General features: G+C 70.2%; 19 protein-coding genes. 4 read left to right on the forward strand and 15 right to left on the reverse strand.

Translation table 11 applies throughout. The features are described from left to right. Positions 1-88: 88 nt before the first annotated feature. Positions 89-3043, reverse strand: a complete 2955-nt coding sequence (locus AB0C27_RS37185) for a hypothetical protein (protein WP_357854225.1) — start codon at positions 3041-3043, stop codon at positions 89-91. A gap of 482 nt (positions 3044-3525) precedes the next feature. On the opposite strand from AB0C27_RS37185, the gene AB0C27_RS37190 reads away from it, so the two are divergent. The 3 genes from AB0C27_RS37190 (at position 3526) to AB0C27_RS37200 (ending at position 8335) form a co-directional block, all read left to right on the forward strand. Next, on the forward strand, positions 3526-4650 hold the full coding sequence (locus AB0C27_RS37190; RefSeq protein WP_357854228.1) for a PP2C family protein-serine/threonine phosphatase: 1125 nt from the start codon (positions 3526-3528) through the stop codon (positions 4648-4650). A gap of 77 nt (positions 4651-4727) precedes the next feature. After that, positions 4728-5891, forward strand: coding sequence for a histidinol-phosphate transaminase (locus tag AB0C27_RS37195; protein WP_357854231.1), 1164 nt, complete (start codon positions 4728-4730; stop codon positions 5889-5891). A gap of 140 nt (positions 5892-6031) precedes the next feature. Continuing rightward, entirely contained in the window at positions 6032-8335 is a 2304-nt protein-coding gene (locus tag AB0C27_RS37200; RefSeq protein ID WP_357854234.1) for an excinuclease ABC subunit UvrA, read from the forward strand. A gap of 7 nt (positions 8336-8342) precedes the next feature. Here AB0C27_RS37200 and AB0C27_RS37205 read toward each other — a convergent pair whose 3' ends face one another. Genes AB0C27_RS37205 through AB0C27_RS37215 form a run of 3 tightly spaced genes read right to left on the reverse strand, consistent with a single transcriptional unit; the run spans position 8343 to position 10914 of the window. Next, on the reverse strand, positions 8343-9260 hold the full coding sequence (locus tag AB0C27_RS37205; RefSeq protein ID WP_357854237.1) for a hypothetical protein: 918 nt from the start codon (positions 9258-9260) through the stop codon (positions 8343-8345). A gap of 33 nt (positions 9261-9293) precedes the next feature. After that, positions 9294-10190: an LD-carboxypeptidase gene (locus AB0C27_RS37210; protein ID WP_357854240.1), complete on the reverse strand. Its 897-nt coding sequence runs from the start codon at positions 10188-10190 to the stop codon at positions 9294-9296. After that, a complete protein-coding gene (locus tag AB0C27_RS37215; protein WP_357854243.1) occupies positions 10177-10914 on the reverse strand; it encodes a Sir2 family NAD-dependent protein deacetylase in 738 nt (245 codons plus the stop codon). The genes AB0C27_RS37210 and AB0C27_RS37215 overlap by 14 nt, the downstream gene beginning before the upstream one ends. Before the next feature lie 30 nt (positions 10915-10944). Here AB0C27_RS37215 and AB0C27_RS37220 point away from each other — a divergent pair, with 30 nt between their 5' ends. Continuing rightward, the gene (locus tag AB0C27_RS37220; RefSeq protein WP_357854245.1) at positions 10945-11829 is read left to right on the forward strand and encodes a sulfotransferase; all 885 of its coding nucleotides are present in this window, start codon (positions 10945-10947) and stop codon (positions 11827-11829) included. Here AB0C27_RS37220 and AB0C27_RS37225 read toward each other — a convergent pair. From AB0C27_RS37225 to AB0C27_RS37275, 11 genes are all read right to left on the reverse strand, one after another. Further along, positions 11801-13687: an ABC transporter ATP-binding protein gene (locus AB0C27_RS37225; protein WP_357854248.1), complete on the reverse strand. Its 1887-nt coding sequence runs from the start codon at positions 13685-13687 to the stop codon at positions 11801-11803. The two genes, AB0C27_RS37220 and AB0C27_RS37225, sit on opposite strands and share 29 nt — an antisense overlap. A gap of 419 nt (positions 13688-14106) precedes the next feature. Beyond that, the gene (locus tag AB0C27_RS37230) at positions 14107-14934 is read right to left on the reverse strand and encodes an enoyl-CoA hydratase/isomerase family protein (protein ID WP_357854251.1); all 828 of its coding nucleotides are present in this window, start codon (positions 14932-14934) and stop codon (positions 14107-14109) included. A gap of 123 nt (positions 14935-15057) precedes the next feature. Continuing rightward, entirely contained in the window at positions 15058-15273 is a 216-nt protein-coding gene (locus tag AB0C27_RS37235; RefSeq protein ID WP_020547488.1) for a helix-turn-helix domain-containing protein, read from the reverse strand. 113 nt (positions 15274-15386) lie between these two features. Next, positions 15387-16985 carry an ABC-F family ATP-binding cassette domain-containing protein gene (locus AB0C27_RS37240; RefSeq protein ID WP_357854254.1) on the reverse strand — a complete coding sequence of 533 codons (1599 nt, stop codon included), beginning with the start codon at positions 16983-16985 and terminating at the stop codon, positions 15387-15389. 112 nt (positions 16986-17097) lie between these two features. Next, positions 17098-19689, reverse strand: a complete 2592-nt coding sequence (locus AB0C27_RS37245; protein ID WP_357854256.1) for a Tat pathway signal sequence domain protein — start codon at positions 19687-19689, stop codon at positions 17098-17100. Beyond that, complete coding sequence (locus AB0C27_RS37250) at positions 19686-20294, reverse strand: rhamnogalacturonan acetylesterase (protein WP_357854259.1); 609 nt, start codon at positions 20292-20294, stop codon at positions 19686-19688. The genes AB0C27_RS37245 and AB0C27_RS37250 overlap by 4 nt, the downstream gene beginning before the upstream one ends. Before the next feature lie 2 nt (positions 20295-20296). Continuing rightward, positions 20297-21211, reverse strand: a complete 915-nt coding sequence (locus AB0C27_RS37255) for a carbohydrate ABC transporter permease (RefSeq protein ID WP_357854262.1) — start codon at positions 21209-21211, stop codon at positions 20297-20299. Between the two features lie 11 nt (positions 21212-21222). Next, a complete protein-coding gene (locus AB0C27_RS37260) occupies positions 21223-22200 on the reverse strand; it encodes an ABC transporter permease subunit (RefSeq protein WP_357854265.1) in 978 nt (325 codons plus the stop codon). A 64-nt stretch (positions 22201-22264) separates the two neighbouring features. Further along, positions 22265-23698 (reverse strand): extracellular solute-binding protein, encoded by a 1434-nt coding sequence (locus tag AB0C27_RS37265; protein ID WP_357854267.1) that lies wholly within the window; start codon positions 23696-23698, stop codon positions 22265-22267. Positions 23699-23817: 119 nt separating this feature from the next. After that, positions 23818-24447, reverse strand: a complete 630-nt coding sequence (locus tag AB0C27_RS37270; protein ID WP_346111553.1) for a DUF624 domain-containing protein — start codon at positions 24445-24447, stop codon at positions 23818-23820. Positions 24448-24570: 123 nt separating this feature from the next. Continuing rightward, positions 24571-25227, reverse strand: a complete 657-nt coding sequence (locus tag AB0C27_RS37275; RefSeq protein WP_357854271.1) for a DUF1961 family protein — start codon at positions 25225-25227, stop codon at positions 24571-24573. Positions 25228-25306: the final 79 nt, after the last annotated feature.

The following is a 25306-nucleotide window of genomic DNA, read 5'->3' on the forward strand; positions in this document are numbered from 1 at the left end:
GTCGTGAACTGCTTCAGCCCGGGATTACACCAGCCCCCTCCCGACCCCGGCAACCGATTTTCCCGCCGGGGAACAACGGGCAGGTCCGTCAGCCGCCCGCGCCCGGCCACGGGTAGGGGTGCGCCGGCCGCGACCTGGCGCTGCCGGCCGCCTGCGGGGCGCGCCCGTCCGGCACAGCGGAGATGTCGGTGATGCGCTCCACCGGCCGATTCCCGGGGTCGCCGGCCGGGCGCAGGTACACGCAGCGCAGTTCGGCCGCGAACCGGTGGTCCCCGTCACGCAGCCAGCACTCGTCCGGTCCCGGCAGCACCTCCGTCATCGTGACGCGGTCGGCCGCCGCCGCCAGCCGGGCCAGCCCTTCGAGCAGGGCGGGCGAGCGCGTGTCGACGTAGAAGGGCTCGCGTTCGCGGCCCGAGCGGGCGTAGAAGGCGGCAGGCAGGTCGTGGACCTGTCGCAGCCGGGCCGCCGCCACCAGCAGCCCGCGGTCGTCGTCGGCCTGTCCGAGCGCGTCGAACGAGGCCCGCCCCACCTGCCAGCGCCGGCGCGAGATGACGACGTTGTCCCAGGTCAGCCGGGGCACTCGGGGCAGGTCACCGAGCCGGGGCAGCCGGATCCTGGGCAGGGCGAGGGCCGTGTGCAGCGCGGTGTCGTGCTGGCCGTTGTGCAGCAGCAGCGGCTCCTTCGTGCCCTTGGCGTACAGGAGCGCGCGCCGGCCGTCGCTGTGGACGTACAGCTCGTCGAGCCCGATCCGCCGCCGCCCCGGGCCGGCCGTCGCCCCGCCGAGCTCCAGTACGGGGCCGGGCAGCTCCGGCGGCGGCGCGCCGTCGGAGCGGTGGGTGATGACGTTCAGCACGGTGAAGCCGGACAGCGCCCGCCTGATCTCCGCGTCGCGCCCGGCGAGGCAGGCCGCGCCGTCCTCGCGGAACTGCGTCTCCCATGGCGTGAGCAGGACCGCGTCGTGCAGCCGGTCGAGGACCAGCGGGGTCACCCCTTCCTCGTAGGCCTCCAGCGAGGCGGCGGCGACCATGACGTCGGCCGAGCAGAGCACGGGGGCGGCGGGCGGGACGGGCTCGTCGAGCAGACCGGCGAGGTCGAGCGAGCGGGACCCGGCCGGCTCGTCGCGCACGAGGGCGGCGATGCGCTGGGCGAGCCTGTCGCTGTGGTCGATCCGCAGGTCGCCGGTCGCCCGCAGCGCCTCGGCCAGCTCGAACGTGCCCGCGCCGAGCCGCCCGGCAACCAGCCGGTTCGTGCGCGTCCTGGTCAGCTCGGCCTCCTCGGCGAGCAGGTCGAGCACTCGGGGCACCCGTCCGCGCAGGTCGGCCGCCAGCCCGCCGCCGGCGGTGACCCGCAGCGTGCCGGCGGCGGCCTCGTGCACGATCACCCGTTCGTCGCGCCGCGCGGTACCGGTCAGCGCCTCGATCCGGCGCTGCACGGCCAGCTTCACATCCGGCGAGGCCGCCGGGTACTGCCCGAGCAGCTCGCTGATCTCCTCGACGCGCCGCGCCAGCGGCGGTTCACTCCCTGACCGGCCACCGATGAGAACCCGTTCCCGCTGCACGGGTACGCCCGCAGGCGCCACGAACCCCCGCCCGCCCTGACCCGGCCCGCCTGCACGCCCCCACCCACGCACCCCCCGCGCCCCGGTACCCTCCCCGCCACGACCCCCCGCAGACCCCGTCACATCCGGCACCACACCCGGCGTCACATTGGGCGGCACGTCAGCCACCTCCCCCGCCCCATGCCCACATCGAGCAGCCCCCGCCTCCCCCGCCACCCCACCTCCGGCTCCGAGCGCACCACCAGCATCGGCCCCCACCCCGCCCACGGGCCCCGCCGGATCACCAGCGTCGGACCCCCGTCCGCCGCCAGGCCACTCGGCACCACGGACACCGGAAATCGGACCGTCCGCGGACCTCGTGGTGTCACCGCCGTTGGCCCCCCGCCCGCCTGCGAGACCTCGGACGCCGGGAGCCGAGCCGCCCGCAGGCCCTGTGGCACCCCGGGGGTCGGGAGTCGGGCCGGCCGCCAGGCCGCATTCGCACACGTCCGCGCCCTCGGCGAGGGTGCGCCGGACGCCCTTCACCGTCAGACCACGCCCGGGTGCAGGGTCGGGCCGCAGTCCCTTGGCGGCCAGGCGGTCGCGTAGCCAGCCCAGGGGATCGCAGACCGTGGCGGGCGGGCAGAGGTCGTGGGTGAGCAGGCCGCGCCGGACCGCCACGGCCAGCGCCGCCGAGGCCCGTTCCATGCCCGTGCCCGTCTCCTCGGCGATCTCGGCCAGCGTGCGGCGCCCGTCGCAGTGGCCGGCGAAGGCGGCCCCGTCGTGCGCCTCCCCCGTCCAGGTCGTACGCCGTGGCACCAGCCCGGCCACGAGCCCGGGATCGGCCAGGAGGCGCTGCTGCAGCGCCTCGCCCACCCGCGCGGCCGGAAAGGCCACCCGCCGGGCGAGCTCCCGAGGCCCCTTCCAGGTGTAAGAGCCGGCGGCGCCGGGCTCGACGGTGCCGTAGCCGATCGGCCCGTAGCAGCCGATCGTCTCGCACGAGGCCGCCAGCCGCTGGAGGCGGGCGGCGAGCTGCCGGCGCGTCCTGCCGCCCTTGGCCCCGCGCCGCAGGTCGCGGTAGAGGGCCGGCTCGTCGCACACCAGCGCGTCGAGGAACCGTTCGTCGCCGATGAGCCCGGCCATGGCCGTCCTGGCCAGCGTCGCGTCCGCCGCTGCGAGGCCGGCGAGGGTGTGCCTGGCCTCCTCCAGCAGGCCGGTCACCTCGTTCCACGCCGCCACCCAGCCGTCGGGCGCCGGCGTGCCGGCCGGCAGCGGGCGCAGGGCGCGCAGGCCGCCCGGCAGCCGCCCGCCCCTCTCCTGGTGGCCGCCGGCCCGCGCGCCGGGCGCGTCGGCGAGCAGGCCGAGTGCCCTGCGCTCCAGCCGTACGACCGCCGCGGCCGCCCCCGCCGCCCTCGGATGAGCGAGGGACGAGACGAGCTCCCACGGGAACCCGGCGCTGCGGACGACCACGGCCGGCAGCAGGGTCCAGTCGTGTTCGATGTCCATATGAGACAACTCCCTTTCGTGGCCCGAATTCCCGCACCCCGCCGTAACTCAGATATTTACAAGATCGTTATTCCCTGTCAATGAGTTTCCCGATGAGAAGAAAATGAGAGCCCACCAGCCCGGGAGAAAATTCACCTTCAATCCCCACAAGACTCGCCATAAAGGACAGCGCCGCTCACCTTCTGTAGCCAAGAGCCGGATCCTTGCAGTACGGAGAGCTATCATCCGTCTAGATCAACACGAGGAGGACACCGGGATAACCACGGAATGAATTCAGCGCCGGCGAATATGCGTAATTCCCGTGACGGCCGCAGGGTATTTATTCGCACCCCCATGCGAAATGGCACCGGCGCGTTCTCATTCACGCCGGGGCAAGGTGGGGTCAAACGCGCGTGCCAGGGCGCAGGAACGGCGAAACAGGCTGATAGAAGGTGACACGAGCGCGAGAGGCGGCACGAGAGACGGGGAGGTGAAGGGGACCGGTGACGGAAGACGCGCTGCGCACGGAGCGGCGGGGCGGGGAGGGGCGGCGCCTGCGCGCACCGGTGTTCTACATCGGGCTGATCCTCGTCACCGTGGTGATCGTCGCGCTCGACCTGACCTCGGGCACGGCGGTCCGGCTGTTCCCGCTGCTGATCTTCCTGCCGGCGATCGTCTCGGGTCTCGGCGCGGTGTGGCAGACGGTCGTCGCCTCGGTCTGGGTGGTCGTCGTGGAGGTCGCCGCCGGCGCCTACCTGCGCGGCGCGTGGGACGACATCGCGCTCGCGGCCGGGTTCACCGCGCTGTTCGGCGTGGTGAGCGTGATCGGGTGCGGCTTTCGCGTACGGCGCGAGGAGGAGGTGCACCGGCTGCGCTCCGCCGCCGCCGCGCTGCAGCGGCAGATCGTCCGCCCGCTGCCGCTGCGCACCGCGGACGTCCTGGTGGACGGCCTCTACCAGCCGGTGGAGGAGGACACGATGGTGGGCGGCGACATGTACGAGGTCGCCCCCTCGAGGAACGGCACCCGGGTGCTGATCGCGGACGTCCAGGGCAAGGGCCTGCCCGCGATCGGCACGGCGCTGGCGGTGCTCGGCTCGTTCAGGGAGGCGGCCTACCGCGAGGAGACCCTCACCGGCGTCGTGGCCGCCATGGAGAACTCCGTGATCAGGCAGAACTTCTTCGCCTCCCACACCGGCGAGCCCGAGCGGCTGGTCACCGCGCTGGTGATCGACATCCCGCACGAGGCCGGCGATCCGGCGGTCGAGGCGGTCAACTGCGGCCACATCGCCCCGTACGTCATCCAGCACGGCGACGTCTGGCAGGCCGACCTGGGCGAGCCCGACGTGCCGCTCGGCGTGGCGGCGCTGACGGACGAGCCGCGCAGCATCACCCGGTTCGCCTTCCCCAGGGGCGCGACGATGCTGCTGTGCACCGACGGCGTCACCGAGGCCCGTGACCCGCGCGGCGCCTTCTACCCGCTGGAGGAGCGGCTGCGCGAGTGGGCCCCGTCCCCGCCCGCCGCGCTCGCGGCCGTGCTCGGAGCCGATCTGCGGCATTTCACCAGGACCGCGCCGCGCGACGACATCGCCATCCTCACGCTCCGCAGGCCGGAGCCGCCTCCCGGGTAGCGCCGGAGGGCCCCCTGAACCGACCCGTGCACCCGCGCGTACCTACACACATCGGACACGTGGTCCATGGAGGTGTCGTGGAGCTCAGTCTCTTGCGGGCACAAGCGCACAGCCCGTCGTACTTCTCACTTATGCGCAGCTCGACGGGAGAGCGCGCCCCGGTGGACTTCTGCATCCCTTGCAACCCGTATTTCCCCACACCGGAGATCTTCGAGCACCTCGGGAGAAATCTGGAGACGATCCTCAAGTTCTATCCCAGCGACGCGGGCACGATCACCGAGGAGCTCTGCTCCACGCTCGGGCTCCATCCCAAGACCGTCGCGATGGGCAACGGCTCGACGGAGCTGATCACCTGGATCGACCACCTGCTGGTGCGCGAGAGCCTGGCGGTGCCGATCCCCACGTTCGGCCGCTGGACCGACCAGCCGCTGGAGACGGGCAAGCGGGTGGACATGTATCCGCTGATGGAGAGCCGCAACTTCGCGCTCGACGTGGATGACTTCGTGTCGTTCGTCCGCATGCGCGGCTCGCGCGTGGCGGTGATCTGCAACCCGAACAACCCCGACGGAGGCTACCTGCCCAAGCACGAGGTCCTGTACCTGCTCGACCAGCTGATCGACCTCGACCTGGTGATCGTGGACGAGTCGTTCGGCGACTTCGTGGACGCCGAGCCCTATCCGGGTGTGGCCGCGGAGGCGGCGGTGCGGCCGAACGTGATCGTGCTGCGCAGCCTCGGCAAGAACTTCGGCCTGCACGGCATCCGCTTCGGCTACATGGTGGCCAACCCCGCACTGGCCGGCCGCGTACGCGACGCGCTGCCGAAGTGGAACCTCAACTCCTTCGCCGAGGTCGTCGTGTTCATGATGCGCCAGTTCATGGGCGAGTACGACGAGAGCCTCAAGCGGCTCAACGCCGACAGGCGGGCGATGTTCCAGCAGCTCAGCACCATGCCGGGGCTGTCGGTCTACGCCTCGCAGGGCAACTTCCTGCTGGTCAAGCTGCCGCCGGGGCACGACGGGGTGCCGCTGCGCGACCACCTGCTGACCGAGCACGGCGTGTACGTCCGCGAGTGCGGCAACAAGCTGGGCACCACCAGCCAGTTCCTGCGCCTGGTCGTACGCCCCCAGGACGACGTACGGCGGCTGCTGATCGGCATGACGCAGTTCCTGTACTCGGGCAGCCTGCACGAGATCCCCGTGATCGGGGTGCACCACCGGGCGGTCAATCCGCTCTCGGCGTGAACCACGGGCGGGGGAAGGCTGGACCCCCCGCCCGCACCACACCCCACTTTGTCGCCCGATGTCGGTGTAAGCTGTCCCGGCTATTTCCTTACGCCATAAACAGTCACGCCACAAAAGTCGGCCGACGATGGAAGGGTTCCGTGCTCTCCAGCCAGCAGGCAAGCACCGTCCAGCCCCGCGATCACACCGCCGCGGACAGCCATGACCACATCCAGGTCCGCGGCGCCCGGGAGAACAATCTCAAGGGCGTCTCCCTCGACATCCCGAAGCGACGGCTCACCGTCTTCACCGGAGTGTCCGGCTCCGGCAAGTCCTCACTCGTCTTCGACACGATCGCCGCCGAGTCCAGACGGCTGATCGACGAGACGTACACCGCGTTCGTCCAGGGCTTCATGCCGAGCCTGTCGCGCCCCGACGTCGACGCGCTGCACAACCTGAGCGCGGCGATCATCGTGGACCAGGAGCGCATGGGCGCCAACGCCCGCTCCACGGTGGGCACCGCGACCGACGCGCACACCATGCTGCGCATCATCTTCAGCCGCGCCGCCGAGCCGTACGTCGGCACCGCCTCCGCCTTCAGCTTCAACACGGCCGAGGGCATGTGCCCCGCCTGCGAGGGGCTGGGCAAGACGTCCGAGGTGGACGTGGACGCGGTCGTCGACAGGGAACTGTCGCTCAACGAGGGCGCGATCACGCTCCCCGGGTTCGCCGTCGACACCTGGCAATGGCAGGTCGTGGCCGGCTCGGGCCTGTTCGACCCGGCCGTCAAGCTGAAGGACTTCACCGCCCAGCAGTGGGACGACCTGCTGTACAAGCCCGCCACCAAGCTCAAGTACGGCAACAGCAACTTCACCTACGAGGGCCTGATCCCCCGCGTCAAGCGCTCCTACCTGGGCAAGGACAGGGAGTCGATGCAGTCGGCGGCGCGGGCGTTCGCCGAGCGGGCCATCACGCAGGCCACCTGCTCCTCCTGCGGCGGCGCGCGGCTCAACGAGGCCGCCCTGTCGGCCAGGATCCAGGGCCACACCATCGCCGACTGCTCGGCCATGCAGATCAACGACCTGGCCGACTTCGTCCGCGGCATCGACCACCCGAGCGTCGGCCCCGTGCTGGAGGGGCTGCGCTCGACGCTCGACTCGCTGGTCGAGATCGGGCTGGGCTACCTCAGCCTCAACCGGGAGTCCGCCACGCTGTCGGGCGGCGAGGCGCAACGGGTGAAGATGGTGCGCCATCTCAACTCCAGCCTCACCGACGTCACGTACGTCTTCGACGAGCCCACGGCCGGCCTGCACCCGCACGACATCCAGCGGATGAACCGCCTGCTGCTGGCGCTGTGCGACACGGGCAACACCGTGCTCGTGGTCGAGCACAAGCCGGAGACCATCGCCATCGCCGACCACGTGGTGGACCTCGGCCCCGGCGCGGGCACGGCCGGCGGCGAGATCTGCTACTCCGGCAACCTGCACGGCCTGCGCCGCTCGGAGACGCTGACCGGCCGCTACCTCGACCACCGCGTACGGCTGCGCGAGCGGGTCCGCACCCCGTCCGGCCGGCTGCCGATCAGGAACGCGAGTCTGCACAACCTGCGTGACGTGAGCGTGGACCTGCCGCTCGGCGTGCTGACCGTGGTCACCGGGGTGGCGGGGTCGGGCAAGAGCTCGCTGATCCACGGGCACGTCGCCGGGCGGGACGGCGTGGTGGTGGCCGACCAGTCGCCGATCCGCGGCTCGCGCAGGAGCAACCCGGCCACCTACACCGGCGTGCTCGACCCGATCCGGGCGGCCTTCGCCAAAGCCAACGGGGTCAAGCCGGGCCTGTTCAGCGCCAACTCGGAAGGGGCCTGCCCGGGGTGCAAGGGCATCGGGCTCATCTACACCGACCTGGTGATGATGGCCGGGGTGTCCTCGGTGTGCGAGCAGTGCGAGGGCAAGCGGTTCACGCCTGAGGTGCTGACGTACGAGCTGCGGGGCAAGAACATCAGCGAGATCCTGGAGATGCCGATCTCCGAGGCGCGCGACTTCTTCCGCACCGGCCAGGCCGGGGTCATCCTCGACCGGCTCGTCGCGGTCGGCCTCGGTTACCTGGGGCTCGGGCAGCCGCTCACCACGCTGTCGGGCGGCGAGCGGCAGCGGCTCAAGCTGGCCGTCAACATGGCCAGGAACGGCACCACGTACGTGCTGGACGAGCCCACCACGGGCCTGCACCTGGCGGACGTCGACCAGCTCCTGTCCCTGCTCGACCGCCTGGTCGAGGACGGCAACTCGGTCATCGTGATCGAGCACCACCAGGCCGTCATGGCCCACGCCGACTGGATCGTGGACCTCGGGCCCGGCGCGGGTCACGACGGCGGCCAGGTCGTCTTCACCGGAACCCCGGCCGAGCTGATCGCCGACGGCACCTCGCTGACGGCCATCCACCTGCGCGACTACGTCAACAGGAGCTGATCCACGCTCAGACGGCCAGGCGGGCCAGCACCCGGGCGAAGTCGGGCGGGGGCGCCACGACCAGCCGGGTCTGGCCGCCCTGGGCGACGATGTCGGCCCTGATGAGCGTCAGCCGCTCCCCGTGCCACCAGTACACCTGCGGGCTGAGCCCGTCCGTGCGCGCGGCGTGCACCCGCAGCCGCTCGATGGCGCGCACGACCCCGATCCCGTCCACGGGGTGCAGCAGCAGCGTGTACGGGTCGGGCAGCACCACCAGCGTCCCGTCGGCCGGCACCGGCAGGTAGTCGCCCAGCCAGCGCAGATGCGTGGCGGCCGACGGGCTCGGCGCGGTCAGCCGGGTCACCGGTGTGCCCGTCAGCCCGATGTTCTCGCTGGTCAGCCGCTCCCGCTCGCGGACGTTGGCCACGGCCAGCTCGATCGCCCGGCCGGTCGGCACGGGCCAGCAGCCGGCCTCCTCGGGCCGTACGGCCCGCGTGCCCACGGTGAGCAGCTCGACCACGTCGGCGTTGAGGTGGCGGCCGACGACGCGCGTCAGGTCGGGCACCTCGTCCACGGCCTCCACGCGGATGCGCAGCAGGGGCCCGGCCTGCTTCAGGTCGCACACGTCGAGCCGGTCGCCGGCGGTGGCCACGGCGTGGCCGAGGTGCTCGGAGACCAGCATGGGCCAGTCTTCCCTGGCCCTGCGCCCGGCCTCGCGCCGCAGCCCGGTCAGCCGGACGACCATCTCGCCGCCGCCCGCCCCTCCGCCTGCCCCGTCGAGTGTCCCGCCGTGTGTCCCGTCGCGCGCGCCCGTCAAGGTCACGGAGGAGCCGTCCTGGGCGAACGCGAAGGAATATCCGAGGGACTCCGCGACCAGTGCGAGCAACGAGTCGAGATCGACGTCTTCGACGGGCCGTCGCGAGGGCTCACGCCTGAACAAGTTCACGCGCCATGTCCCCTTCTGTCTGATTCGTCCCTCCTACCTTGCCTGCTCCCCATTCCGGATCGAACCGGTCAGCGAGCACGATTCGGTATCGATAACACCAAGTGCATTCAGCCACACGCTCATCTGTGGCGACCCGTGCCCCACCGGCAACCCGGCCACCACCGGCACCCCCAGCGGGGCCAGCCGGTCTTCCAGCACCGGGTAAGGGTCGCCGCAGCCGACCCACGACCCGAGCGCGATCCCGCGCACACCGTCGAAGACCCCGGCCTGCAGCAGCTGGGTGAGCATGCGATCGATCCGGTACGGCTCCTCCCCCACGTCTTCGAGGAAAGCGATCCCGCCGGCGAACGACGGCTGCCACCGCGTGCCGCACATCGAGGCGAGCAGCGACAGGTTACCGCCGCGGAGCACTCCCTCGGCGCGTCCCGGAGCAAGTACCCGGTCACCCCGCACGAGCGGCGCGGCCTCGAAGAGCGCCTGCCGCATGCTCTCCCAGGTGAGCGGCTCTGGCCCCTCCTCGTCGCCGGCGATGACGTCGCAGGCGGCCATCGGCCCGTGCAGCGTCGCCACGCCCAGCTCGATCGCGAACGCGTTGTGCAGCGCCGTGATGTCGCTCGACCCGAGCAGCACCTTGGGCCCGGCCGCGCGCATGGCGTCCCAGTCGAGCAGGTCGAGCAGCCGCGCCGCGCCGTAGCCGCCCCGGCAGCAGAAGACCCCGGTCACGGCCGGGTCGCACCAGGCGGACTGCAGGTCGGCGGCCCGGTGGGCGTCGTCGCCCGCGAGGTAGTCGAGGCCCTGACGGTCGAGGACGTGCGCGCCCACGACCACCTTCAGGCCCAGCTCCTCCAGATGCCGGACGCCCCGCCTGAGCAGGACGGCGTTGGGCGGCCCCGAGGGGGCGACGATGGCTACGGTGTCACCTTGCCGCATCGATCAACTCCTTGACGAGCGTGGGTAGTGCCTGGCCGATCGGCTCGTTGATCACCCGGTCGGCGAAGGGGTCGTAGGGGGTGGGCTGGGCGTTGACGATCACCAGGGTGGCGCCGGCGTCCAGCGCCTCGCCGCACAGCCCGGCGGCGGGATGCACGGTCAGCGAGGTGCCCACGGCCAGGAACACGTGGCACGTGCGGGCGGCGCGCTGCGCGGCCCGCATCACCTCGGGCCTGAGCGACTGCCCGAACGAGATCGTGTTGGCCTTCTGGATGCCGCCGCAGCTCAGGCAGGGCGGATCGTCCTCGCCGGCCCGCACCCGGGCGAGCACGTCCTCCATGGGCGTGATCAGCTCGCAGGACAGGCACTCGGCGCGGCGCATGGTGCCGTGGATCTCGATGACCTTCTCCGGCGAGGACCCGGCGCGCTGGTGCAGCTCGTCGATGTTCTGGGTGACGAGGGCCCGCAGCAGCCCCGCGCGCTCCAGCTCGACCAGCGCCAGGTGGGCGGCGTTCGGCCTGGCGTCCCAGGCGGCGTGATCGAGTCTGGCCCGCCACGAGGCGCGCCTGACCTCCGGGTCGGCGAGGTAGCGGTCGATGCTCGCGTCGGCCTCGGCCTGCGGGTTCTTGGTCCACACGCCTTGAGGGCCGCGGAAGTCGGGGATCCCTGAGTCGGTGGAGACGCCCGCCCCGGTGAGGACCGACACCGTCCTTGGCTCGTTCACCTGGCAAACGGTGTCACACTTACCTGTCGTATGCGACTTCCGCCCCACATCCTCGTGGTCAACGGCATCAAGGTCCGCCGCCCGGTCTTTCTGATCGGAGCGCCGCACTCCGGCGCGGACCTGCTGGCCCGTGCCCTGAAACGCTCTCCGGGTTTCCACGTGACGATGGGCCGCGCGAGCGTGGCGCACGTGCTGTACGCCTTCGCCCGCAAGCCGTCCATCGCCCGGACGTCCGGCGCCGTGCGCGTCATGCGCGACGCGCTGTCCGAGTCGTGGCAGGTGCTGCCCCGCTCGTGCGGCGAGTGCGCCGAGTCGTGCCGGGACGCGGGCGGCGTCACGGGCACGGGCCCGTGCGTGGCCACGAGCGAGGTCACCCGCTTCGCCGACGGCAGCCCCGACCTGCTCTACAGCGTGCCCGTGCTGCTCCAGGCCTTCCCCGACGCCCGGTTCATCCAGCTCATCCGCGACGGCAGGGACGTGGTGGCCGACATGCTGGCCGATCCGGCGTGCCTGGCCTGGTTCAAGCCGGCCATGTTGTCGGAGCAGACCGAGTTCCCCAACGCGTTCCTCGGCGTCAACAAGGACGAGCACCTGCAGCGCTGGAAGACGATGCCGGCGGCGGGCAAGAGCGCGCTGCGCTGGCGCAGCGCCGTGCGGATGAGCGCCGAGCTGCGCCGCACGCTGCCCGGGCCGCAACTGCTGACCGTGCGCTACGAGGACCTGGTCGGCACGCCGCCGCGCACGGTGGCGACGCTGGCGGAGTTCCTGGAGACGCGGGTGTCGAAGGTCGTCATGTACGACACCGCCGTGCCCAAGGTCGGCGCCTGGCGCACCCGGCTGCGCCGCGAGGACCTGGAGCTGGTGGAGAAGGTGGCCAGGGAGGAGCTCACGCGGCTGGGCTATCGGAAGAACTGAACTGGGTGCGGTAGAGCTCGGCGTAGAGCCCGCCGCGCGCCAGCAGTTCCTCGTGCCGGCCGCGCTCGGCGATCCGGCCGTCGTGGACGACGAGGATCTCGTCGGCCTCCCTGATCGTCGAGAGCCGGTGCGCGATGACCAGCGACGTGCGGCCCTCCAGCGCCGTCTTCAGCGCCACCTGCACCGCGGCCTCGGACTCCGAGTCGAGGTGGGCGGTGGCCTCGTCGAGCACGACCACCCTGGGCGCCTTCAGCAGCAGCCTGGCCAGTGCCAGCCGCTGCTTCTCGCCGCCGGACAGCCGGTAGCCGCGGTCGCCCACCACGGTCTCGAGACCGTCGGGCAGGCCGGCGATGAGCGGGCCGATCTGCGCCGCGTCGAGCGCCTGCCAGATCTCCTCGTCGCTCGCCTCCGGCCTGGCGTAGCGCAGGTTGGCGGCGATCGTGTCGTGGTAGAGGTGGGCGTCCTGCATGACCACGCCGACGGTGTCGCGCAGCGAGCCGAGCGTGGCGTCGCGCACGTCGAGCCCGTTGATCCTGACCGCGCCCTCGTTGACGTCGTAGAGCCGCGACACCAGCGAGGTGATCGTGGTCTTGCCCGCGCCGCTGTGGCCGACCAGCGCGATGAGCTGCCCCGGCCGCGCCGTGAAGGACGCGCCCTCCAGCACCGGATGGGACGGTCCCGTGTCCTGTCTGGCCACCGACTCCAGCGAGGCCAGCGAGACCTCCTCGGCCGCCGGGTAGCGGAAGCGCACGTCGTCGAAGTCGATCGTGACCGGCCCCTCGGGCACCTGCACCGCGCCGGGCCGCTCGGCGACCATGGGCTTGAGGTCGAGGATCTCGAAGACGCGGTCGAAGCTCACGAGCGCGGTCATCACGTCCACGTGCACGTTGGACAGCGAGGTGAGCGGGCCGTAGAGGCGCATGAGCAGGGCGGCCAGCGCCACCAGGGTGCCGAGCTCGAAGGCGCCGGAGACGGACAGGACACCACCGATGCCGTAGACGAGGGCGGTGGCCAGCGCCGCGATCAGGCCGAGCGCGACGCGGAAGACGGTGCCGTACATGCCGACGGTCACGCCCACGTCGCGCACCCGGGCGGCGCGGGCACCGAAGACCGCGGCGTCGTCCTCGGGCCTGCCGTAGAGCTTGGCGACGGTCGCGCCCGCCACGTTGAAGCGCTCGGTGGTGACCGAGCTCATCTCGGCGTCGAGCTGCATCTGCTCGCGGGTCAGCGCCGACATGCGGCGGCCGACGTATTTCGCGGGCACGATGAAGATCGGCAGCAGCACCAGCGCGACCAGCGTGACCTGCCACGACAGCGCCAGCATCGCGCCGAGCACCAGGACCAGGCTGACCACGTTGGCGACGACCGAGGACAGCGTGCTGGTCAGGGCGCGCTGGGCGCCGATGACGTCGGTGTTGAGCCGGCTGACCAGCGCGCCGGTCTGGGCGCGCATGAAGAAGGCCACCGGCATGCGCTGCACGTGGTCGAAGACCTCGGTGCGCAGGTCGTAGATGAGGCCCTCACCGATGCGGGCGGAGAACCAGCGCTGCGCCAGCGTCAGCCCGGCGTCGACCAGCGCGAGCGCGGCGATGGCCACGGCCAGCCAGACGATCACGGTGGGCCGCTTGGGCAGGATGCCGTCGTCGATGATCGCCTTCATCAGCAGCGGGTTGGCGACCACGATCACCGCGCCGGCCACGACGAGCGCGAGGAACGCGGCTATCTGCTTCGTGTACGGGCGCGCGTAGCCCGCGATGCGCCGGACCGTGCCCGGCCGCAGCCGCTGTTTGGTGACCGAGCCGTCGCGTCGCAGGGATGCCATCGCGCTCGGGCCGAAGCCCCCACCCATCATCGCCATGCGGGAGATCCCCCCTTTCCTCCGCACGGACAGCGCCGCCGGGACGCCCGGGATTCCCGGCTCAGCTCACCGCGAAACCCGCAGCGAAACCCCGGCGGAACCCAGGCGGAACCCAGGGCGGAACCCACGCCGAAACCACCGGGAAACCGGCCGCCGGAAAGCCTCCCTTCTCCGCGCGGCGCTCTGCGGCACGCTGAGCCGTTTTCCGGCCCCGCCGTCAGTCGTACCCGCCGACGAGCCCGCCCGGCGGCCCAGGGGCGTCACAGCCCCGCACGACCGGCCGGCAGCGCCGGCGCCTGAGTGACGAATCAGCCCGACCGGCCCAGAAGCACCGAACCAGCCTCAAAGCCGCGAATCAGCCCCGACCCGGCCCAAGAGCGCTGAGCCGCGGATCAGCGCGATCGGTCGTGTCAGTCTTGTCAGCCGGATCGGCCGAAGAGTGCCTTGATGCGGGCCGCCTGTTCGATCCCCTCGGCCACACTCTGCTCCTCCAGGGTGCGTGCCTGCGCCCCCTGGAGGAGCCGCTTGGTCGCCACAGCCGCGTCCCGGTTCGTCGACAGCAGCTGCGCGGCCTTGTCCTTCACCGCTTGATCCAGGTCGCCCCCGGCGACCACTCTCTCCGCGAGGCCGATGCGCATGGCCTCTTCGGCGTGCACGGTCCTGGCGGTCAGGCAGATGTCGATCGCCTTGGCCAGGCCCACCAGCTCGACCAGGGGCTTGGTCCCCGTCAGGTCGGGCACCAGGCCCAGTGCGGGCTCTTTCATGCAGAACGAGACGTCTTCGGCCACGATCCGCAGGTCACAGGCGAGCGCGAGCTGGAATCCCGCACCGATCGCGTGCCCCTGCACTGCGGCGATGGAAACGATCTCCGGGCGGCGCAGCCACAGGAACCCCGCTTGGGCCTGTCTGATGCGCTGCTCGAAGCCGGTGTCTCCGTCTGCGGCCACCGAACTGAACGAGCCCTGTCCGGGCACCCCCTCAGAAGTGAACGTTCGCAGGTCTATACCTGCCGAGAAGGACGGTCCCTCACCTTTCACGACGACGACGCGTACCTGCTCGGGCAGGTTCTCGCCGATGCGAGCCAGTTCCGACCATGTCGCGAACGTCTGTGCGTTGCGCTTTTCCGGCCGATCCAGCGTGATCGTCGCTATCTCACCGTCCACCTCGTAGCGGACCCCGTTCTGCGCCGAGGCAGAGCCGTCGTCCGCGTTCTTCCCCCCGCGCTGTCGCGCCTGCGCTTCCGCCATCGCCCGCTCCCTTGTCCGGAGTGCTGACCGTCGCGCCCGAGCTTACAGAATATGATTCTGGCCCGGGCGCGACGGCGGCTGACTAGGGACGGGCGGCTGCGGTCGCACGTTCCGAGGCGGCCGTCAGCGCTTGGACTTGCCTCGGGTCGCCCCGCCGCGTCCGCGCAGAGTCACACCGGACTCGCTGAGGATGCGGTGGATGAACCCGTAAGACCGACCGGTCGAAGCGGCCAGGGCGCGGATGCTTTCGCCCGCGGCGTAGCGCTTCTTGAGATCGCCGGCCAGTTTTTCCCGGTCGGCCCCGGTGACCCGGGTGCCCTTCTTCAGTGTCTCGGCCACGAGTACCTCCTGTAGTGCCGGACTTCCGCAGCGTTACTCCGCCATGATCAGTCATTTCAGCGGGATCGGCTACCTACTCCACGGGAAAAGATCCGTACCCACTCAAATTAAGATCAGGCAAGTGCCACAAGATCGGAAAATTCGGCGCTCCATGCGTCTTCAGTTCCGTCAGGTAGCAAGATCACCCTATCCGGTGACAGGGCGTCAACGGCACCCTCGTCGTGGGTGACTAGGACGATTGCTCCTGAATACGACCTCAGAGCGTTGAGTACCTGCTCCCTGCTGACCGGGTCGAGGTTGTTCGTGGGCTCGTCGAGCAGCAGCACATTGGCGCTGGAGAGCACCAGCATGGCCAGCGCCAGCCGGGTCTTCTCGCCGCCGGACAGCACCCCCGCGGGCTTGTCGACGTCGTCGCCGGTGAACAGGAACGAGCCGAGCACCTTGCGCAGTTCGGTGTCGGTGAACCCGCCGCCTGCCGAGCGCATGTTCTCCAGCAGGGTGCGGCCCGGGTCGAGGGTCTCGTGCTCCTGGGCGTAGTAGCCGATCTTGAGGCCGTGGCCGGGGCGCAGCTCTCCCGTGTCGGGCTGCTCGATCCCGCCCAGCAGGCGCAGCAGCGTGGTCTTGCCGGCGCCGTTGAGCCCGAGGATGACGACCCTGTGACCTCGGTCGATGGCCACGTCGACGTCGGTGAAGACCTCCAGCGACCCGTAGGTCTTGGACAGCCCTTCGGCCATGAGCGGGGTGCGCCCGCAGGGCTGGGGGTCGGGGAAGCGCAGCCGCGCCACCTTGTCGGCCTTGCGCTCCTCCTCGGTGCCGGACAGCAGCCGGTGCGCGCGCCGCATCATGTCCTGGGCGGCCTTGGCCTTGGTCGCCTTGGCCCGCATCTTGTCGGCCTGCGCCAGCAGCGCCCCCGCCTGCTTCTCGGCGTTGGCGCGCTCGCGCTTCCTGCGCTTCTCGTCGGTCTCGCGCTGGGCGAGGTAGGCGTTCCAGCCGACGTTGTAGTGATCGATCACCGACCGGTTGGCGTCCAGGTGGAGCACCTTGTTGACCGTGGCTTCAAGAAGGTCGACGTCGTGGCTGATGATCACCAAGCCACCCTGATGACTGCGCAAAAAATCGCGAAGCCACCCGATTGAGTCCGCATCTAGGTGGTTTGTCGGCTCGTCGAGAAGGAGAGTTTCCGCTCCGCTGAAAAGAATTCGCGCCAATTCCACGCGCCTGCGCTGACCGCCGGAAAGCGTTTGCAAGGGCTGCCCGAGGACCCGGTCGGGCAGGCCGAGACTGGAGGCGATGGAGGCCGCCTCCGACTCGGCCGCGTAGCCGCCGAGCACGTGCATCTGATCTTCGAGCCGGCCGTAGCGCCGCACGGCCTTCTCCCTGGTGCGGTCGTCGGCGGACGACATGCCCAGCTCCGCCTCGCGCAGCTTGCGGATGACCTCGTCGAGCCCGCGCGCGGACAGGATGCGGTCGCGGGCCAGCACCTGGAGGTCGCCGGTGCGCGGGTCCTGGGGCAGGTAGCCGACGCTGCCGGTGGTGGTGACGCTGCCCGCGGCGGGCAGGCCCTCGCCCGCCAGCACCTTGGTGAGCGTCGTCTTGCCCGCGCCGTTGCGGCCGACGAGCCCGATCTTGTCACCGGGGTTGACCCGGAAGGTGGCCTTCTCGATGAGCAGGCGCGCGCCCGCGCGCAGTTCGATATCATTCGCAATGATCATGGTGACCGGTACACTCCCGAGGTAGGAAACGAGGATTGGGCGTGCGACGCCGGTCAATCGGGAGCATGCATACCGATCAGTGTAGGGCCCCCGGAAGGGGCCCCACCTCTCCTTAACGTGCCGTGAGGTGCTTGCCGATCAGCACCAGGTTGTGAATGGCGGCCAGCCCGTACTGCGCGGCGCTGTTGGTGCTGACGAACGCCGCCTCGTGCACCGGGTGCGGCACCCGCGGGCCGTCCACCAGGGTCAGCTCCCAGTTCTCCTGATGTTGCAACGGGTTGCGGTTGAGCTGGTCTCCCTCCCCCAGGCGGAACTTGCGCCACGCCCAGGCGGCCAGCTCGGCGTCCTCGGTACGCGCCGCCGCGTACGCCGTCAGCCTGCTGTGCGCCTGGATCAGCGAGATCCCGCTGAGCCGCTGCCCCGTCTCCGCCTCCTGCTGCTCCGGCGGGGCCAGGTAGAGGCGGCAGTACTCCAGCCAGGCCCGTTCGAAGCCGGGCACGTCCAGGTCGAGCGCGATCAGCTCCGCGCACATCTCCGGCAGCCCGAACAGCGACGACAGATGCGAGATCGAGATCTGGTCACGGCTCGTGTCGAACCGGCCGGTGTCCAGATCCATCCGCCCCTCGCCGGTGAGGAAGCGGCGCGGCATCGCGCCGATGTCGGCCATCGTGCCGAGCAGCCGGTCCCTGGCGCGCTCGTCCCCGTGCCGCTCCCAGCGGGTCAGCCAGGCCGCCGCCAGCGAGCCCCAGTCGGTGCCGAGCCCGACCGACAGCGCCGAGCGGTCCGGGGTGTAGACGTCCTCGCGCACCTTGCGCTGCGGGTCGATCACCAGGAACGTCTCCTCGGGGACGCTGAGCTCGTCCATGAGGTCGCCGGTGCGCTCGTCGGCCGTCAGGTAGTAGTAGAAGCGCCGGTAGGCGGCGTTGGAGATGCGCAGCTGCTTGCAGCTGCAGCCCCAGTGCTGCACGTTGTGCCGGCTGCCCAGGCCCTTCCACCTGCCGAGGTGATAGACGTCCACCTCGCCGGTGTGACGGCACATGGCCTCGGCGAAGCGGAAGACGTCGGCCCGTCCCGTGCGCAGATACTGCAGCCACAGCCACAGATCGGGTGACAGCTCCGAGTTGTCCCAGGCGTAGCCGCCGATGTCGTAGCGCCAGGTGTGCCGGTCGGGGTCGTAGGTGTGCATGACGTCGCCGTAGTCCCAGAACCCGTACCAGCGGCGCTGCTCGCGTTCGCGTTCGTACAGGTCGAACAGGAAGTCCAGCCGGTCCTCGATCTCGGCGTGCGCGGGCGTGGAGCGGTCGGGCAGGCCCCACACGCCGAACACGTCCGCCTCACGCACCCGCTCGGGGCTCGCGGCGAGCAGCACGGGGGCGTTCATCGCGGCGGCGTGCGCGGCGAGCTCGTCGGCCGCGGGCGTGGCGTCGTGGGCGCGCAGGCTCAGCTCGTGCGTACGCGCGATGCCCTTCGGATCGCCGAACCCCGGCTCGTAGTCCTCGTACGTGATCTCCAGCCCTTCGAGCTGCTCCTCGAAGGTGTCCTGGCCCATGCCGTCGTGGTAGAAGCGCAGGTCCATGGCCGGGGCGGACGGCGACCAGAGCCAGATCGTCGCGGTGGCCACGTCGGCGGCGGCGTTCCTGACGTCCAGGCGGGTGGGGTGCAGCCGCCAGAAGTCGCGCAGCCCGAAGCCGAGACCGCCGCTGACGCCGCCGACGTAGCCGTAACCGGCCGAGCGGGTGCCGGCCGGGATCGTCACCCAGCCGTGGCCCTCCTTGGTGCGCTTGCGCAGCGTGTAGCCGTCGGCGGAGCTCTGGTCGAGGGTGTAGTCGCCCCACGTGGGGATGAGGTGCAGCCGCCGGGCCACCTCGGGGTCCAGCTCTCCGGCCGGGCGGCCCTCCACCTGGGCGCGGCGCGCGGCCTCGCCCGGGTCGCGGCGCAGGCCGGTCAGCCCGCGTACGGCCTCGGTCAGGAAGCCGTCGCTCCCGGCCAGGCGCACGTGCCGATCGTGCGGTTCGTCGCGCATGACGACGTCCGCGCTCAGGCCGAGCCCGGCCAGGAAGTCGCGTTCGGGGTCGCCGTCCCAGACGAAGGTGTGCAGGATCCGCACCTGCTCGGCGCCGGCGTAGAAGTAGAGCCGCACGGTGAAGGGCAGCCAGTCGCCGTGCCGGCCCTCCAGCCGGACCACGGCGCGCAGGGGGCCGTCCTGCTCGACGGTGACGCTCTCGACGACGCCCGCGGCCCGCTGTCTGGCGGCGTGGCCGTCCTCCTCGGGGGTGGGCTCGCTCTGGCGCAGGCTGACCAGGCGGACGTTCCTGGCGATCTCGCGGCTCCCGCGCGAGATCGAGCGGGCGACCGTGCCGCCGCCGATCGTCCAGGTGACGACGCCGGTGCCGACGATCAGGTCGTCGCCCTGCCTGGTCACGGTGACGGCGCCGGCTTCCGGGGCGGCTGCCCCAGAAACGGGCGCTGCTGCGGGCTCCAGCCGGTAGTGCTCGGAGCGCGTTCCCGCGCCGGCGGCGTGGGCGGACCACTTGACCGAGCCGTCGGGCCAGGTGGCGGTGACCCAGCTCTGCACGGGCACCCGACGCCCGTCGGCGTCCGACAGCGCGAACGGCGTGCCCCGCTCGACCGCGCCGCGCGGCCACGGGACGCCCCAGGTCACTCCTTGGTCTCCGGGACGGTCCAGCCAGCGCAGCTCGGTCATGCGATCTCCTTCAATCCTTCGGCGACGATCGCGGCCACCTCGTCGGCGCCGCGGAAGCAGAAATGGGTGTCGTCGGCCACGCCCTCGGGGTAGAGCGGGTGTGCCCCGGGCGGGAAGTGGGTGAACAGGGCCTTCGAGCCCTCGGGGCCGAGCCGTTCGTACAGCTCGGTGGTGGCGGCGGTCAGGTCGATCAGCGGCACGTTCTCGGCGACGGCCAGCTCGCGCACCTGATCGGGGTAGCCGCCGTGCGTCGGGACCAGCCGCGCGCCGTCGAACCTGCGCCGCTGCACCGGCGTGCACAGGACGGGGAGCGCGCCCGCCGCGCGCGCCTCCGCGACGAAGGCGCGCAGGTTGTCGCGGTAGGGCAGCTCCGGCTCCTTCTGGTCGTTGTGCCCGAACTGGAGCACGACGACGTCGCCGGGGACGATCTCGCGTACGAGCGCCGCCCAGAGCCCCTCCGCCCGGTGGCCGGCCGTGGTGGCGCCGCCCTTGGCGAAGTTGCGCACGGGAACGCCGGCGTACGCTCCCAGCTGCGCGCCCCACCCGGACATCGGCGCCTCGTGCGCCGGGCAGGACGCGACCGTCGAGTCCCCGGCCAGCAGCACGGTCACTCCTTGACGCCTCCGATCAGCACGCCCTTGGCGAAGTGCTTCTGCAGGAACGGGTAGAAGAACAGGATCGGCAGCGTCGCGATGACGACGACCGCGAACTTCAGGCCCTGCTCGGGCGGCACCCAGGTCCGGTCCATCTGGGACAGCGCCGCCGCGGCGTCGGTGTTGGTGAGCTGGCGGACGAGGATCTGCAGCGTCCACTTGTTCGGGTCGCTGATGTAGAGCAGCGGTGACATGTAGTCGTTCCAGATCGCCACCGCGTAGAACAGCGAGAACGTCGCGATGATCGGCTTCGACAGCGGCAGCACGATCTTGAAGAAGACGCCCATCTCGTTGCAGCCGTCGATCCGCGCCGCCTCCTCCAGCGCCTGCGGCAGCTCCTGGAAGAAGCTCTTGACGATGATCAGGTAGAACGGGTTGATCGCCAGCGGCAGGATCAGCGCCCAGTAGCTGTCGAGCAGCCCGAGGTCGCGCACCACCAGGTAGGTGGGGATCATGCCGCCGGTGAAGACCATCGTGAAGATGACGAGGTTGAGCACCAGCGTGCGGCCCGGCAGGTACCGCTTGGCCAGGGGGTAGGCCATGGTGAAGGTCAGCAGCACCTGCACCACCATGCCGACCGCCGTCACGACCACGGTCGTGAGCAGGGCGCGGACGAAGGTGGGGGTGGCGAAGATGTACTCGTACGCCTCCGTGACGATCTTGTGCGGCCACAGGAAGAACGGCCTGGTGGAGATCTCGGCCTCGTTGGCGAGCGAGCCGGCCAGCACGTACAGCAGGGGCAGCACCGTGATCAGCGCCAGCCCGACGAGCACGATGACGTTGAGCGCGTCGAACACGCGGCTGCCGAGCGAGCTGTTGTTGTCGACCTTGAGCTTGGCCGGCTTCTTGGTCTCGGTCATGGTGGACATGTCCGGCCTCCTCAGAACAGTCCCCGCTGGCCGAGACGCTTGGCCAGCCAGTTGGAGCCGAAGATCAGGATGACGCCGGCGACGCCCTTGAACAGGCCGACGGCGGTGGAGTAGCTGATCGCGCCGTTCTGGATGCCGGCGTAGTAGACGTAGGTGTCGAACACGTCGGCCACCGAGCGGTTCAGCGACGTGGTCATCAGCCAGATCTGCTCGAAGCCGGTGTCCAGCAGGTTGCCCGAGGCCAGGATCGCCATGACCACGACCGTCGGGCGGATCGCGGGCAGCGTCACGTGCCAGAGCTGGCGGAAGCGGCCCGCGCCGTCCATGCGGGCGGCCTCGTACAGGTTGGGGTCGACCCCGGCCAGCGCGGCCAGGTAGATGATCGTGCCCCAGCCGGTCATCTTCCACAGCTGCTGCAGGATGATCAGGGGCCGGAACCACTCCTCCTGCGCCATGTAGTCGATCTTCGCGGTGTCGCCCAGGATGTCGCGCATCCAGCCGGACAGCACGCCGAAGTCGGCCGCGAACAGCACGTACGTCAGCGACGCGACGATCGTCCAGGACAGGAAGTGCGGGATGTAGATGAGCGACTGGATCGAGCGCTTGAGGATGTTGAGACGCAGCTCGTTCAGCAGCAGCGCAACGATGATCGGCGCGGGGAAGACGATGAGGATGTGCAGCAGCGCCAGGAAGAGCGTGTTGAACATCAGCCGCCCGAAGTCGGGACCGGAGAACAGCTCTTCGAAGTGCTTCAGGCCGACCCAGGGGCTGCCCGAGTAGCCGAGGAACGGCAGGAAGTCCTGGAAGGCGATGGTCACGCCGTACATCGGCAGGTACTTGAAGACGACGAAGTACGCCAGGCCCGGCACGAGCATCAGGTAGAGCCAGCGGTAGCGCAGCACCGCCGTGCGCAGCGGGACCTTGTCGGCCCGGCGCTTCTTCGCCTTGGGCGCCGCCTTCGAGGGAGGCGTCGCCAGGTCGGTGGCCACAGCGGCCTCCTTTCGTATGAGGGGCCCGGCGGGTGCCCGGGCCCCTCAGGCGAGCGGTCGGTGACTACTTGGGCAGTTTGCTGAGCAGGTCGTTGATCTCGGCCACGATCTGGGTGCCGCCGCCGTCGTACCAGCGCTTGATCTCGCCCTTGAGCTGCTCCTCCGTGATGGCGCCCGACAGGAACTTCACCCGGGCGTCGGAGACGATCGTGTCGATCTGCGGGCCCCGCTGGACCTGCGTGGGGGCGACCACGGGCAGCGCCACGTTGTGCACGGCCGTCTTGAGGTCCTCCGCCATCAGCTTCTGCTGCAGCGCGACCATGTTCCGGTACGGCTCCTCCGGCGGAACCCGCTGGTAAGCGATGCCGCCTGTGTCGACCGAGCCCTTGGTGCCGAGCTGGATGAAGGCGTCGTCCACGTTGTCCTGGACAGTCTTCACCGCGGGGTCGTCCACGTTGATCAGTGTGGCGGTGTCGCCGTTGTCGACCTTGAAGTTGCGGCCCTCGATGCCGTTCTGCAGCAGGACCTGGCCCTCCTTGGTGGCCAGCTTGTCCAGCGTCTTCAGCACGTTGTCCAGCTCGGCCTCGGTCCGCACGCTCTGCTTGGAGATCGCCAGCGAGTCGGCGTAGCCGGTGAACGGGTAGGAGAACTTCTGGCCGTCGGCCTTGGCCAGGTTGCCGACCATGGCGACCTTGTCGCCGTAGTTCTTGTCACCCTCCTCCCTGAACAGGTCGAGGACCTGGCGGGAGCGGATGTTGACGTCGATGATCATGCCGCCCTTGCCCTGGTGGAACGGCTCGTTCCACTTGGCCGAGTCGAGGGTGGCGAAGTCGGGGTTGACCAGGCCCTCGTCGACCATCTTCTTCAGCCACTTGTTGGCCTCGATGAACTCCGGCGTGTCGAACCCGGGCACGACCTTGCCGTCACGCTCGCCGTAGCCGTTGGGGGCGCCGAACCAGGTCTCGATCACGTCGTACGGGCTGGCGCTGGCGTAATTGCCCGGCCACTTCGGGATGATGAGGCCGTAGGTGTCCTTCTTGCCGTTGCCGTCGGGGTCCTTCTCCGTGAACGCCTTGGCGATCTGGTAGAAGTCGTCGATCGTCTTCGGCTCCTCGAGGCCGACCTTCTTCAGCCAGTCCTTGCGGATGACGATCGCCGAGCGCAGCAGGGGTCGCATCCGGTAGAGGCCGTAGATCTTGCCGTTGATGGAGGAGTTGAGCGCCGTGCGCGCGTCGGCCGGCTTCAGGTTCGGGTACTTGTCCAGCTTGTCGGTCAGGTCCCAGAACGCGCCTGCCTGCGCCGACTTGACGAACGCCGGCAGGTGCGGGTCGACCACCACGACCTGCGGGATGTTGTCCGAGGCCAGGGTGACGTTGAGCTTCTCGGTGTACTCGGCGTTGGGGACCCAGGTGACCTTGATCTTCTTGCCGATGAACTTCTCGATGGCCTGCTGCAGCTCGCCGGTCGGTTCGGGGGCCGTGCCGAACAGCTTCGACATGAACGTGATCGTGTTCGGATCGGATTGAGGCGCGTCGCCACCGCCCGAGCAGGCCGAGGCGGTGAGAGCGGCCGTTAGCGTTAACACACCGGCAAGAAGCCGACGGCGACGGGATGCGCTCATGAGTTCCCTTTCGAATGCAGGCGCGCCTCGTTCTCCTCGAAGAAGCGCAGGCAGAGCCACGTGTTGAGATAGATCCACGCGCCGAAGCTGATCATCGGCGCCAGGATCGGCGCCACCGAGGTCGCGAAGGCGATGGCTGAGAGCGCTAGCAGCAACAGCACGGACGAAGCCGGACGCATCAGCGCTAGCTGCGCCGCCTTGGGCCAGTAGGCCCGCAGCGGCAGGTCGTAGTGCGCGTAGAGCGGCCCCACGTACGCCCCCACACCGGCCAGCGCGATGAGGGCCACGAAGGTCGCGATCCTCGGCACCCCCATGCTGGGCCCGAGGGCGGAGAAGTAGAGGTAGTTGCCGATCAGCACGACGGCGGCCAGCGCCCCCGGCAGGACCAGCAACGAGGCCCGGGCGAACTCCCGCCGGTAGACGGTCCAGAATTCGCGCCAAACCTGAAACGTTTCATTACGAGCATGCCGCCGGGCCAGCGTGTAGCCGGCCACAGTGGCGGGCCCGACCCCCAGAACCACGCCTCCCGCGAGCGTGAAGGCAAGCCAGGCGAGGTTCAGCCGGACCGCCCAGATGAGCTCTGAGCAGGCAGCTTGAAACCTGATCGACATGGCGGGATGGTTCATCCGGCACCACCTTCTCGTGGCATGTGCACGGATACGGGGGTGGAGTATTGCACCGTGGTTCCTGCCCAGTTACAAGCGAGTGAACGGCGGTTGGTGCGAAATTAGTGTTGAATCGACTCAAAGTCAATGACGGGACACGCGGAGATTTGCGTACTCTCCGATCAGCGGCGCCATCTGCCGGAACCCGATCTTGCCTCCTGCCAGGGAGGAACCGCCGATCGAGCCGTCGTCCCGCCACCGGAACGAGACCAAATCGTTGATTGCGAAGCTCACCACTCCCCCCTTGACCTCCAGCCGCACGGCGTAAGGCCCGTCGGCGTCCAGCACCCCCGGCAGCGGATCCGGCCCCTGGGCGACCAGGTGGAACCCGTGGCTCTTGCGCAGGTTGCAGGTGTGCAGGGCGCGCTCGGAGGCCCACATGCGGCGGAAATAGGACACGTGGTAGGCATCGATGTCGCCGTGGTGGTACTGCTCGTACGGGCCGTCACGGGTGCTCAGGGCCGGGTCGAACAGGTCCTCGCCGTTCCTGCCCCTGGCGTGGAAGAACATGATCGCCAGCCCCGGCTCCCTGACCGGCCAGAACTCCCACTCGATCCGGACGCCGTCGGGAAACTCCTCAGGACACCACAACACCAGATTCGCCGCCTGCCCTTCGACGGGGGCCCGCCGGCTCTCCAGCCGCATCCGGCCCTGCGGGAACGACATCGCACCGTCCCCCTCCATCCGGAACCCGGCCAGGTCGTCGGGGGTGGCCAGGGGGTTACGGTAAATCTCGCCCAAGTCAACTCCTCCTGTTCAACTTTGCCGCCGAACGTAGTACACCCGCCCTCGCTGTGCTCTCACGGAAGGCGTGCTGGGG

The organism is Nonomuraea sp. NPDC048882 (genome assembly GCF_040649755.1).
Lineage (GTDB): Bacteria > Actinomycetota > Actinomycetes > Streptosporangiales > Streptosporangiaceae > Nonomuraea > Nonomuraea maheshkhaliensis.

Bases quoted from the DNA above. Each gene is read 5' to 3' on its own strand.
- AB0C27_RS37225 (WP_357854248.1), bottom strand. From the start codon at position 13,687: ATGGCGATGATGGGTGGGGGCTTCGGCCCGAGCGCGATGGCATCCCTG.
- AB0C27_RS37270 (WP_346111553.1), bottom strand. From the start codon at position 24,447: ATGAACCATCCCGCCATGTCGATCAGGTTTCAAGCTGCCTGCTCAGAG.
- AB0C27_RS37255 (WP_357854262.1), bottom strand. From the start codon at position 21,211: ATGTCCACCATGACCGAGACCAAGAAGCCGGCCAAGCTCAAGGTCGAC.
- AB0C27_RS37230 (WP_357854251.1), bottom strand. From the start codon at position 14,934: ATGGCGGAAGCGCAGGCGCGACAGCGCGGGGGGAAGAACGCGGACGAC.
- AB0C27_RS37265 (WP_357854267.1), bottom strand. From the start codon at position 23,698: ATGTCGAAGCTGTTCGGCACGGCCCCCGAACCGACCGGCGAGCTGCAG.
- AB0C27_RS37220 (WP_357854245.1), top strand. From the start codon at position 10,945: ATGCGACTTCCGCCCCACATCCTCGTGGTCAACGGCATCAAGGTCCGC.
- AB0C27_RS37240 (WP_357854254.1), bottom strand. From the start codon at position 16,985: ATGATCATTGCGAATGATATCGAACTGCGCGCGGGCGCGCGCCTGCTC.
- AB0C27_RS37210 (WP_357854240.1), bottom strand. From the start codon at position 10,190: ATGCGGCAAGGTGACACCGTAGCCATCGTCGCCCCCTCGGGGCCGCCC.
- AB0C27_RS37185 (WP_357854225.1), bottom strand. From the start codon at position 3,043: ATGGACATCGAACACGACTGGACCCTGCTGCCGGCCGTGGTCGTCCGC.
- AB0C27_RS37245 (WP_357854256.1), bottom strand. From the start codon at position 19,689: ATGACCGAGCTGCGCTGGCTGGACCGTCCCGGAGACCAAGGAGTGACC.